We start from the raw sequence: 11943 nt of genomic DNA, 5'->3' as shown, positions 1-11943 counted from the left end.
GTCCACGTCCCGCGCCGTCCCGGCCAGCGTCCGCCCGCCGGGCAGCTCCACCCGCACCGTGCGGCCGAGCGTGGCGCACAGGTCCTTGTAGGCGGTGCGCAGCCCGCTGGTCTCCGGATCACCGCCGAGCGCCGTCCACTCCCGGTACCAGGTCGCGAACTCGCGCAGGATCGCGCGCAGCAGCGGCGCCCGGTCGCTCAGCGGCGCCCCCTCGATCGCGAGGGACGTCGCCGTCTGCACCGGCAGCTCCGACTCCCGCAGCCCGACGTTCAGCCCGACCCCGATGACGAGGCCCCCGTCGATCTTCTCGGCGAGGATCCCGGCGAGCTTCCGCTCCCCGACCATCAGGTCGTTCGGCCATTTGAGGCGCGCGTCCACGGCGACGTCTCCGCCCGCGAGGAACCCCTCCCCCTCCTGCGCCCACGCCGTCATGCGCCGGACGGCGGTCGCGACGGCGACGCCGGTCAGCAGCGGCGCCCACCCGAGCGCCGGCACCGGCACGTCCGGCCGCAGCAGCATGGAGAACATCAGCCCGGACCGCGGCGGCGCCGTCCAGGACCGGCCCTGCCGGCCGCGGCCCGCCGTCTGCATCTCCGTGACGAGCACGGTGCCCTCGGGCGTCCCCTCGGCGGCCCGCTCCGCGAGGTCGGCGTTGGTCGAGCCCGTCGAGTCCACGACGCGGACGTCCCGCCAGAACCCCCCTTCGCCGACCAGCGCCCGCCGAAGGGCCGCCTCATGCAAGGGAGGCCGATCAAGATCCCCATAAGGTGAGTCGCTCACGCCCCCATCCAACCCCACTGTGCTGATTGCAGTGCCCTTGGCGGTCAGGCCCTGGGGGCCTTTCCTTCGGCGGGCACTGCCTGAGATCGCTGCATCGCTCCGTCTCGCCTAGCGGCTCGCTGCGCGATCAGGTTTCTTGCTTCACTCGAAACCTGCCTCCGGACGCGATCGCGACTGTTCAGGTTGTGGCGGGGTTGCTGTGCCGGCTGCTGTGCCTTCGCCAATAGAGTTCGCCTCATGGATGGTGTGACGTTGCGGCGGGACGGGCATGTCGCGGAGATCGTGCTGGACCGGGCGGAGGCGCTCAACGCCCTGTCGACGGCGATGGCGCGGCGGCTCGCGGCGGTGTGCGCGGAGGTGGCGGCGGACGCCTCGGTCCGCGCGGCGGTGCTGAGCGCCGCCGGCGAGCGGGCGTTCTGCGTCGGCGCCGACCTCAAGGAGCGCAACGCGATGACCGACGCGGAGATCATGGCCCAGCGGCCGGTCTTCCGGGCCGCGTTCGGCGGCGTCCTGAACCTGCCGCAGCCGGTCATCGCCGCCGTGCACGGCTTCGCGCTCGGCGGCGGCTGCGAGTTCGCGCTCTCCGCCGACCTGATCGTCGCGGACGAGACGGCCGTGTTCGGGCTGCCCGAGGTGAGCGTCGGCCTCGTCCCCGGCGGCGGCGGGACGCAGCTCGCCCTGCGCCGCCTCGGCCCCGCCAAGGCCGCCGACCTGGTCTTCACCGGCCGCCGGCTGAACGTCGACGAGGCCCTGGAGCTCGGGCTCGCCGACCGCAAGGTCCCCGCGGGGGCCGCCCGCGACGAGGCGCTGGCCCTGGCCGGTGTGATCGCCCAGAACTCCCCGGTGGCCGTCCGCGCCGCCAAGCGCGCCCTCCGCCAGGGCGGCGGCGTCGGCCTCGACGCCGGGCTCGACCTGGAGGAGAACGCCTGGCGCACCGCCGCGTTCTCGGCCGACCGCCGCGAGGGGATCGCCGCCTTCAACGAGAAGCGCAAGCCCGCCTGGCCGTCCTGACCGCCCCGGGCGGTCCGGGTCAGCCGGTGTTCTGCAGGCCGGCGGCCACGCCGTTGACGGACAGGAGGAGCAGCGTCTCCAGGTGGGCGCGCTCCTCCTCGTCGGTGACGCCCGCGCGAAGCGCCCTGAGCGCGCGGAGCTGCAGGTGGGAGAGCGCGTCCACGTACGGGTTGCGCAGCTCGACGGCCCGGGAGAGGACGCGGCGGTTCTCCAGCAGGCGCTCGTGGCCCGTCACCGCCAGGACGAGGCGGTGGGTGCGGTCGTACTCGGCGAGGACGGTCTCGGTCAGTTCCGGGCGGCCGCCCAGCGCCAGGTAGCGCTCGGCGATCGCGCGGTCGGACTTGGCCAGGCTCATCTCGGCGTTGTCGAGCAGGGTGTTGAACAGCGGCCACGACTCGTACGCCTCGCGGAGCTCGGCCAGGTCGCGGCCGTCGGCGGAGACGGCGGCGAGGCCGCTGCCGAGGCCGTACCAGCCGGGGAGGTTGACGCGGGTCTGCGTCCAGGCGAACACCCACGGGATGGCGCGCAGGTCCTCCAGGCCGCGGGCGGCCTTGCGGCGGGCCGGGCGGGACCCGATGCGCAGCTCCGAGATCTCCTCCAAGGGGCTGACCTGGGAGAACCAGGCGGCGAAGTCCTCGGTCTCGACGAGCGCGCGGAACGCCGCCCGCGCGGCCTCGCTGATCTTGTCGGCGAGCGGGCGGTAGCGGGCGGCGGCGTCGCGGGCGCGGTCCTGCACGGCGCCGGTCGAGGCGAGCAGCACCGCGCTGGTGACCTGCTCGACGTGCCGCCCGGCGATCTCGCGCCGGCCGTAGCGGGCGAAGATGACCTCGCCCTGCTCGGTGACCTTGAAGCGGCCCGCGACCGAGCCCGGCGCCTGCGCCAGGATCGCGCGGTTGGCGGGGCCGCCGCCGCGGCCGAGGGAGCCGCCGCGGCCGTGGAACAGCGTCAGCCTGATGTCGTGGCGGGCCGCCCACGCGGCGAGCGCCTCCTGCGTGTCGTACAGCCGGAGGGTCGCGCTCGCCGGGCCGAGCTGCTTGGCCGAGTCGGAGTAGCCGAGCATGACCTCCAGCCGGCGCCCGGTGTCGGCCAGCCGGCGGCGGACGGCCGGGATCTCCAGCATCCCGTCGAGGACGGACGGTGCGCGTTCGAGGTCCTCCCCGGTCTCGAACAGGGGGATGACGTCGAGGACGGGCGCCTGCTCGCCGAGGGAGGCGGCCAGCTCGTGGACGTTGGCGACGTCCTCGGCGGAGCGGGTGAACGAGACGATGTAGCGGTGGCAGGCGCGGACGCCGAAGCGGCCCTGGATCCACGCGATGACGCGGAGGGTCTCCAGGATCTCCTCGGTCATCTCCGACCGCGGCCCGCCCGCGGCCAATTCACGCAGCGCCGTCTCGTGGAGTTCGGAGTGCTGGCGGATCTCCAGTTCCGCGAGGTGGAACCCGAACGTCTCGACCTGCCAGACGAGCTGCTGGACGCGCCCGTACGCCTGCCGCGCCGCGCCCGCCCCCGCCAGTGACTCCTGGACGGTGCGCAGGTCGGCCAGCAGCTCGTCCGGGGAGCCGTAGGCGAGGTCGGCGTCGCGCTCCCGGGTCGCGGCGATCCGCGCCGCCGCGTGCAGCAGGACCTGGCGGTGCGGTTCGCCGGGCGAGCGCTTGGCGATCTCGGCGAGCAGCCGGGGATGCGCGGTGCGCGCGGCGGCGAGAACGTCGCGGAGCTCCGCCGACGCGGGCGTCGTCGTCTCGTGGACGGTCAGCTCGCGGCCGACGCGCCCGCAGGCGTTCTCCAACGCGCGCAGGATGTGGTCGGCCTGGATCACGACCGCGTCCCGGGTGACCTGCGCGGTGACGTAGGGGTTGCCGTCGCGGTCGCCGCCGATCCAGCTGCCGAACCGCAGGTAGGGGCGGGCCTCCGGCGGGCGGGCGCCGGTGCCGTCGCCGACGAGCGCGCGGTCGAGGGCACGGTAGATGTGCGGGACGACCCGGAAGAGCGTCTCGTCGAACGCGGCCATCGCGGTGCGGACCTCGTCCAGCGGGTCGAGCTTGGTGGTCCGGCGCAGCGCCGTCCGCCACAGCAGGTCGATCTCCTCGCGGAGGCTGCGCTCGATCTCGGCGCGCTCGGACGCGCCGGGGTCGCCGCCCAGCCGCGTCATCAGGTCGCTGATGCGCTGGATGCCGGTCACGACCGCGCGGCGGCGGGCCTCGGTCGGGTGGGCGGTGAAGACCGGGCGGAACTCCAGGTTCTCGACGAGGTCGGCCAGGTCGCCGTCCCCGGATTCGCGGATGTGCCGGACGGTGGCCGCGACCGAGCCGGGCACGGTGTCGCCGGTGTCGCGCTCCCGCAGCGTCCGGATGCGGTGGTGCTCCTCCGCGAGGTTCGTCAGGTGGAAGTACACGGTGAACGCGCGGGCGACCTGCTCGGCGCGTTCCAGCGGGTAGCCGTCGACGATGGCGGCGACCTCCGCGCCGGTCGTCTCGCCGCGGCGGGCCGCGATCACCGCGTGGCGGAGCCGTTCGACGTCGTCCAGCAGCCCCTGGCCGCCGTACTCGACGAGGCCGTCGCCCAGCATCGCGCCGAGCAGCCGCACGTCGCGGCGGAGCGGTTCGGGCAGGTCCTGCCGGAAGGTCTCACGCGTCTTCGTAGCCACCCGCCCCAGCGTAACGAGACCCGGTGACCGGCCCCCGCCCGCATCCGCGCCATCAGTGTGCGGTTACCCTGGCCCGCATGGCGACGGAAGCCCCTGAACCCCCGGTGGAGTACGACGTCCACACCACGGCGGGAAAGATCGCGGACCTGGAGCGGCGCAGGTACGAGGCCGTGCACGCGGGCTCGGCGCGTGCCGTCGAGAAGCAGCACGCCAAGGGCAAGATGACGGCCCGGGAGCGGATCGACGCGCTGCTCGACCCCGGTTCGTTCGTCGAGTTCGACGAGATGGCGCGGCACCGCTCCACGAACTTCGGGATGGAGAAGAACCGCCCCTACGGCGACGGCGTGGTCACGGGCCACGGCACGGTGGACGGGCGTCCCGTCGCCGTGTTCAGCCAGGACTTCACCGTCTCCGGCGGCTCCCTCGGCGAGGTGTTCGGCGAGAAGATCTGCAAGGTCATGGACCACGCGGTCAAGACCGGCTGCCCGGTGATCGGGATCAACGACTCCGGCGGCGCGCGGATCCAGGAGGGCGTGGTCGCGCTCGGCCTGTACGCCGAGATCTTCAAGCGGAACGTGCACGCGTCCGGCGTGATCCCGCAGATCTCGCTGGTCATGGGGCCGTGCGCGGGCGGCGCGGTGTACTCCCCGGCGATCACCGACTTCATCGTCATGGTCGACCAGACCTCGCACATGTTCATCACCGGGCCCGACGTGATCAAGACGGTCACCGGTGAGGAGGTGACGATGGAGGAGCTGGGCGGCGCGCACTCGCACAACTCCAAGTCCGGCGTCGCCCACTACCAGGGGTCGGACGAGGACGACGCGATCGAGTACGTGAAGGCGCTGCTGTCCTACCTGCCGTCCAACAACCTCTCCGACGCGCCCGCGTTCGACGTCTCCGTCGACCCCGCGGAGCTCGTCGAGGAGCTGGACACCCTCATCCCCGACTCGCCGAACCAGCCGTACGACATGAAGACCGTCATCGAGCACGTGCTGGACGACGGCGAGTTCCTGGAGGTCCAGGAGCTCTACGCCCCGAACATCGTCACCGGGTTCGGGCGGGTCGAGGGCCACTCGGTCGGCATCGTCGCCAACCAGCCGATGCAGCTCGCCGGGACGCTCGACATCGACGCCTCGGAGAAGGCCGCCCGGTTCGTGCGGACGTGCGACGCGTTCAACGTGCCGGTGCTGACGTTCGTGGACGTCCCCGGCTTCCTCCCCGGCACCGACCAGGAGTGGAACGGGATCATCCGGCGCGGCGCGAAGCTCCTGTACGCCTACGCCGAGGCGACCGTCCCGCTCGTCACGATCATCACGCGGAAGGCGTACGGCGGCGCCTACGACGTCATGGGCTCCAAGCACCTCGGCGCCGACATCAACCTCGCGTGGCCGACCGCGCAGATCGCCGTGATGGGCGCGCAGGGCGCGGTCAACATCCTGTACCGGCGCGAGCTGGCCGCCGCGGACGACCCGGACGCCCGCCGCGCCGAGCTGATCACCGAGTACGAGGACACCCTCGCCAACCCCTACATCGCGGCGGAGCGCGGCTACATCGACAACGTGATCAAGCCATCGGAGACGCGCGGGCAGGTCGTGCGGGCGCTGCGGGCGCTGCGCGAGAAGCGGCAGACGCTGCCGCCCAAGAAGCACGGGAACATCCCGCTCTGAACCGACCCTCCCAGGAGGTCAGGAGAATCCGTGACCGCTGACGACAAGCCCTTCCTCCAGATCGTCCGGGGCGACCCGGGACCGGAGGAGATCGCGGCGCTCGTGGCCGTGCTGACCGCCCGCGCCCGGGCGGCCGCCGCCGCCCGGGACGGCGGCGGGCCGGCCCGGCCGTCGCGCTGGTCGGACCGCGCCCGGCTGGTCCGCGCGGCGCCCGCGGACGACCTCCGGCCGCGCGGCGCGGGCGCGTGGCGGGCCAGCGCCCTGCCGCGCTGACCCCCGCCCGGCGGTGCCCTGCGCCGGGCCGTCCGCCGGGTCCCCGACGCGACGTTGTAACCGTGGTTCACACCCAGGGGCGGCCCGGCACGAATAAGGTGGAAGGCCATGGCCACCTCGGAGTTCGTTCCCCAGCCCGCGCGGTACGCGATTTTCGTCGACGCGGGATACCTTTACGCGGCCTCCGGTGCCCTGCTGCTCAGCTGCGGGTCCAGGCGCGAGTACCGCGTCGCCGCGGAGAAACTGATCAAGGCGCTGACCAGCCACGCCGACGACCAGCTGCTCGGTGAGCTGCTGCGGGTGTACTGGTTCGACGCCGCGCCGAAGCGGCAGCCGACCGTCGACCAGCGCGTCATCGCGAACCTCCCGCTGGTGAAGCTGCGGCTCGGCAATTTGAACGCCCAGGGCCAGCAGAAGGGCGTGGACGCCCAGCTCCGCGCCGACCTGGAGGCCCTCGCCCGGCACCGCGCCATCACCGACGCGGTGCTGCTGGCCGGCGACGAGGACATGCTGCCCGCCGTGGAGGCCGCCCAGCGCTACGGCGTCCGCGTGCACCTGTGGGGGGTCGAGCCGACGCACGGCTCCAACCAGGCCGAGTGGCTGGTGTGGGAGTCGGACACGGTCGAGGTGCTGCCCGCCGACTTCCTCCGCCCCTACTTCACCAAGGCGAAGGTGCTGCCGGTGCCCGCGCCCGGGAGCGCAGCCGCCGTCCGGGACGCCGCGGCCGCCGCGCAGCGCACCAGCCCCGTCCCGTCCCCGTCGCAGGTCTTCGCGGGACGGCCCCCGGCGGTGAAGCCGCCGCCCGGCACCGTCCGCACCGCCGTGGCGGTCCCCGCAGGGGCGACGCCCGCGACGGTGGCCGCGTCGATGAACTCCGCGCCCGCCACGAGCGACGGCAAGCTCGGGCCCGACCGGGACCACATGCTGGAGATAGGCGAGCACGTCGCCCAGAAGTGGATCTTCGAGCGGGGCCGGGACAACATCCGCGACCTGCTGCCCGGCCCGATCCTGCCGCCGGTCATCGACAAGGAACTGCTGATCGAGGCCGAGAAGGAGCTGGGCTCCTCGCTGCGGCCCTACCAGGAGGCCCGCACCTGGCTGCGCGACGGCTTCTGGGAGCGCGTGTACCGCGAGTTCGGCATCGGCTTCGGCAAGTCCGACTAGCTCCGTCCCGCCCGTCCCCCGCCGTCTCTCCGGCACCGCGACCACGTTTCGCAGTTGACCGGACACCGACGGTCGTCCCCCGGTAAGGTCCCCGCCGTGTGAGGGGGAGACCGTGCAGGGACGCCAGGCAGGACGATCACGGGTCGCGCTCCCGTTCACCGTGCTCGCCTGCATCGTGCTGGCCTGCGGCGTCCTGACCGGGTGCGAGTCACCGGTCCCGTTCCACCGGCCCGGCGAGGGATCCCCGGACGGCCCGGTCGTGGGCCTCGGCGGCCCCGCGCCGTACCTGTCCGCGCACCCCGACGCCGATGCGCGCCGACACGGCGACCCCTCCCCCGGCTCGTCCGGCGGCGTCCCGGTCGCCCCCGCGGGCGGACACGTCTACGCCGCTACCGGGCCCGGAATGATCGCCCCGCACGCGCAGGACGTGCCCCCGCGGCTCTACGTCGCGCACGGGCGGGCCGTCGAGGTCATCGACCCGCACACGCTCCGGACCGTCGGGCGGCTGCACCTCGGCGCGGCGGTCTCGCGGGTCGTGCCGTCCTGGGACCTGCGGCGGCTCTGGGCCGCCGACCCCGCGTACGGCACGCTCGTCCCGTTCGGGCCGCGCGGCGGCGAGCGCGGCCGCGCGATACCGGCCGGGGCTCCGGCCGCGCTGTACTTCTCCCCGGACGGGCGGTACGCGCTGGTCCTCGCCCACCGGCCGCACCGCGTCGACGTCCGCCACCCGCACACGATGCGGCGCAAAGGGTCGGTCGCGCTGCCGTGCGCCGCCGGATACGCCGACTTCACGCCGGACGGGTCGTCCCTCGTGGCGACGTGCGGTCCCGCCGGTGCGCTCGCCCGCGTGGACCTCCCGACCGGCCGCGTCTCCGGGACGATCCGGCTCCCGGAGGGCGCGCGTCCCGGCGACCTGCGGCTGTCCCCGGACGGGACCCTGTTCTATGTGGCCGACCCGGTGAAGGGTGGCGTCTGGCTCGTGGACGCCGCGCGGTTCGCCGCGCTCGGCTTCGTCCGCACCGGGCCGGGCGCGCGGGGGCTCTCGGTCGGCCGGGACGCGAGCCGCCTCTTCGTCGTGGGCAGCGGGACGCTCACCGCCGTCCGGTTCGGCACCCGGCGGGTCGCGTCCCGCTGGCCGCTGCCCGGCGGCGGCACACCGGTCCCGGGCGGCATGTCGCCGGACGGGGCGGCGCTGTGGCTCGCCGACCCCCGCGGCTACGTCTACGCCGTGTCCACCAGGACCGGACGGGTCGTGCGGAAGGTCCGCGTCGGGGGGCGCCCGGCGGGCCTGGCCGTCCATCCGCAGCCCGGCCGGTTCTCGCTGGGCGGCACCGGCCTGTACCGGTAGCCGCCCGCCTGCGAGGGGCCGCGTCAGCGGGTGCTGACGCTGTGCCAGTCGGGCAGCAGCTCCTCCACCAGCGACTCCGTCTCCGGCTGGAGCCGGTCGAAGTACGGGTCGCGGCCGACGCGGGCGCGCAGCTCGTCCACGACCACCCGCAGCTGGGCCACGTCGCCGGTCGCGTGGGTGGCGCGGAGCAGGTCGCGCCACATGCCCTCGTCCTCGGGGGCGAGCCGCAGGCCGGCGCGCGCCGCGCTGACCGCGCCGCGCGCGTCGCCCTCGTCCAGCCGCAGCACGACCAGCCGGTGCGCCACGTCCATGACCCGCGCGGACGCCTCGTACTCCAGGTCGTGGTCGGCCAGCCACGCGTACCGGCCGCGGGGGCGGTCCGCGAGGAGCGGGCCGCGGACGAGGTCGAGCGCGTAGGTCATGTAGGCCGTCTCCGACCCGGGCTCCGCCGCCGACCGCCACACCAGCCAGCGGAACACGTTGAGGTCGACCCGCACCTCCGAGCCGAGCCTGATCCGGCCGCGCTCGTCGGTGTAGAGGTTCGGGCGGCCGCGCGCGTCCCGGCCGAGCCAGTCCGACACGCGCGCCACGCACGCGTCGCGGACGGCGGGGGTCGTCCCGCGCGGCCAGATCGCGCCGGACAGGACCGTCGGGTGGACGCCCTCCGGGTGCGCCGCCAGGTACACCAGGAGCTCGGTGCACAGCGCGCGGCGGTCGTCGTCCATCGGCCCCGGCGCCTCGACCTCGATCGGGCCGAGCAGCCGGATGTCGACCGACGACTCGTGCGCGCTCGGCGGCTCCGCCCCGCCGGCGAGGCCCGGCAGCTCGACGGAGTCGAGCCGGCCCGCCGCCCGGAACAGCTCGAACACGCCGCGGTAGTCGTCGTCGGCGACGAGCTGCGCGTCGACGTCGAAGCCGAGCACGCCCGCCTGGAGGCGGCCGCCCTCGTCGACGTCCCACGTCCAGGTGGCGCCCTGCACGTCGCCGGGGACGAGGTAGCCGGCGGCCATCCGGGTCCCGGTGCGGGCGAGCGCGACGAGCCGGTCCGCCTCCCGCTCCGACGGCTGCGCCGCCATGATCAGGTAGTGCGGCATCCACGCCTCGCCGAACACGCCGCGGCAGCGTCCGGTGAGCACCGAGTCGACGCCGGACGCGGCGAGCGCCTGCCGCACCTCCTCGGCGCGTCCCTCCAGCTCGGGCAGCGCGTCGGCGAGCGTCGGCACGGCCCGGACCCGGTCGGGGGCGATCTCCGCCAGGCCCTCGCCCAGCTCCCCGTCGAACCCGACGAGCGTGATGCGCATGTGGTCGGACCAGCGGTTGGTGGCCAGCTCCATCGCGATCGCCGACAGCGCCGCGCGGCGGACGTCGTCGGGGCCGCGCAGCGCGATGAGCCCGTGCGCGGCCTCCAGGTCGACGAGGATCCGGCCGTTGTCGTTCGTGCCGATCGACACGAGGCCCGGGTAGGGGGCGAGGACGTCGCCGAGGTCGGCGGCCTCCAGCTCCGGCAGCGCCTCGCTGTGCAGCCGCCACACCTGGCCGTCGTCGAACGCCTGCCACGGCGCGGGCGGATTGCGGTCGGCGGGCGCGATCCACAGGTCGAGGCTGCCCGGCCCGGTGCGCGGGCTGCCGAGGTGCACCCCGTAGATGGTCGGGAGCGTGCGGCCGCCCGCCGCCATCGACTTCGACAGGTGCCGCAGCCCGAGGTCGAGCAGCCGCGCGGACTCGTCGTCGGCGCCGAGCCGCAGCGCCCGCTCCGCCTCGGCCGCCGCCCCCTCCGGCCGGACGATCATCTTGCCGAACGCGCGGTGCCACAGCTGGACGCGGCGGCGCCGGCCGAGCGCGACGACCAGCCCGGCGGCGAGCAGCGAGGCGGCCGCGAGGCCGTGCGGCCAGCCGAGGTCGACCGTCCCGCCGGTGTCGTCCTGCCGGTCCGCGCCCTGGCCGGGCACGGACGCGCCGCCGCTCTCGGCGTCGCCGCCCATCTCGCCGGACGGGCCGCCGTGGACGGGCGGCTGCGCCGGTGCCTGCTTCTCGGGCGCCTGCTTCTCGGGCGCCTGCTTCTCCGGCACGGTCGGCTGCGGGGCGGTGGGCGGGGCGGTGGGCTGGGTCTCCGGCACCGTCGGCTGGGGTGCGGTGGGCGCGGCCGTGGGCGGCGCCTGGGACGCCGGCGGCCGCGGCTTCTCCGTCTCCCGCGGCTGCTCGGGCTTCTCCGGCTTCTCCGGCCGGTCGGGGACGGCGTGCCCGTACCGGAAGTACTCGTCCAAGTCCTCGGCGGGGATGACCTTCGCGCCCTTGGCGTCCGCCGGCAGCTCCAGAATCCAGCCCGGCCGGATGAGGCTGGCGATCGTCAGCCGCGTCCCGTCCGGCTGCACGCGGTTCTTGTTGAGGGCGAAGATCTCCTTGTAGCGGCGCCCCTCGCCCAGGCACTTCTCGGCGATCTCCCACAGGCTCTCGTGGTGGCGGCCCTCCGGCGGCTGCACCCGGTAGATCTTCGTGGTGGCGGCCTTCGCCAGCGGTTCCGCGGCGAGGTCCGCGGCGGCGGCCCGGTCGGCGGCGGCGCTCGGGGCGCGCTCCGGCACGGTCGCCGCAACCGGGCGGAACTCCTGCGCCTGGGTCTGCGCGGGCGGGCGCTGCGACAGCCCGCCGGCGGACAGCGCGGGCATGATCGCGGTGGTGGCGGTGAACAGCAGCAGCGCCGCCACGACGAGCCAGTGCACCAGCGACTGCGTCCCGCCGGCGAGCGGCACCCGCGCCGGAACGCCGACGCCGCGGACGCCCGCGTAGACCTCGACGACCACGCACGCCGCGAACTGGAGCCAGGCGAGCCACACCAGCGCGACGAGGACGCCGATGAGAGCACCGGGGCCGATCCGCCGGGTGAGGTCCGAGGTGGACGGCACCGTGTCCGGCAGCGGCGAGCCGAACAGGACGAGGAGCGCGGCCGGGACGCCGGCCAGCAGCACCGCCAGCGCGATGATCGCTCCGATGCCGGCGAGCACGTCGACCGCGCTGCGCTGCCTCCCGCCGGGCCGCCCGCCGCCCCGCTCCGGGGC

Annotated in this window: 8 protein-coding genes; 5 read left to right on the top strand and 3 right to left on the bottom strand. The window is 74.9% G+C overall.

Annotation, left to right across the window (positions count from 1 at the left end; all coding sequences use genetic code 11):
* Nucleotides 1-741 (bottom strand): biotin--[acetyl-CoA-carboxylase] ligase (locus tag E1266_RS29540; protein ID WP_243719038.1); only part of this gene is annotated, 741 nt, incomplete at its 3' end.
* 276 nt (nucleotides 742-1017) lie between these two features.
* On the opposite strand from E1266_RS29540, the gene E1266_RS29535 reads away from it, so the two are divergent.
* A complete protein-coding gene (locus tag E1266_RS29535; RefSeq protein ID WP_132052582.1) occupies nucleotides 1018-1791 on the top strand; it encodes an enoyl-CoA hydratase-related protein in 774 nt (257 codons plus the stop codon).
* Between the two features lie 19 nt (nucleotides 1792-1810).
* Here the strand turns inward: E1266_RS29535 and E1266_RS29530 are convergent, their stop codons facing one another.
* Entirely contained in the window at nucleotides 1811-4435 is a 2625-nt protein-coding gene (locus tag E1266_RS29530; protein ID WP_132052580.1) for a phosphoenolpyruvate carboxylase, read from the bottom strand.
* A 77-nt stretch (nucleotides 4436-4512) separates the two neighbouring features.
* On the opposite strand from E1266_RS29530, the gene E1266_RS29525 reads away from it, so the two are divergent.
* From E1266_RS29525 to E1266_RS29510, 4 genes are all read left to right on the top strand, one after another.
* A complete protein-coding gene (locus tag E1266_RS29525) occupies nucleotides 4513-6105 on the top strand; it encodes an acyl-CoA carboxylase subunit beta (RefSeq protein ID WP_132052578.1) in 1593 nt (530 codons plus the stop codon).
* A 30-nt stretch (nucleotides 6106-6135) separates the two neighbouring features.
* Nucleotides 6136-6378: an acyl-CoA carboxylase subunit epsilon gene (locus E1266_RS29520; protein ID WP_132052576.1), complete on the top strand. Its 243-nt coding sequence runs from the start codon at nucleotides 6136-6138 to the stop codon at nucleotides 6376-6378.
* 108 nt (nucleotides 6379-6486) lie between these two features.
* Complete coding sequence (locus tag E1266_RS29515; protein ID WP_132052574.1) at nucleotides 6487-7542, top strand: NYN domain-containing protein; 1056 nt, start codon at nucleotides 6487-6489, stop codon at nucleotides 7540-7542.
* Nucleotides 7543-7654: 112 nt separating this feature from the next.
* A complete protein-coding gene (locus tag E1266_RS29510; RefSeq protein WP_132052572.1) occupies nucleotides 7655-8890 on the top strand; it encodes a hypothetical protein in 1236 nt (411 codons plus the stop codon).
* A gap of 23 nt (nucleotides 8891-8913) precedes the next feature.
* Here the strand turns inward: E1266_RS29510 and E1266_RS29505 are convergent.
* A partial coding sequence (locus tag E1266_RS29505) for a bacterial transcriptional activator domain-containing protein (protein ID WP_347876755.1) occupies nucleotides 8914-11943 on the bottom strand: 3030 nt, incomplete at its 5' end.

This window comes from Actinomadura sp. 7K534, from assembly GCF_004348575.1.
Taxonomy (GTDB): domain Bacteria; phylum Actinomycetota; class Actinomycetes; order Streptosporangiales; family Streptosporangiaceae; genus Spirillospora; species Spirillospora livida.
Note: the sequence above shows the minus strand (reverse complement) of the source record. Positions and strands in the feature narration are given on the sequence as shown.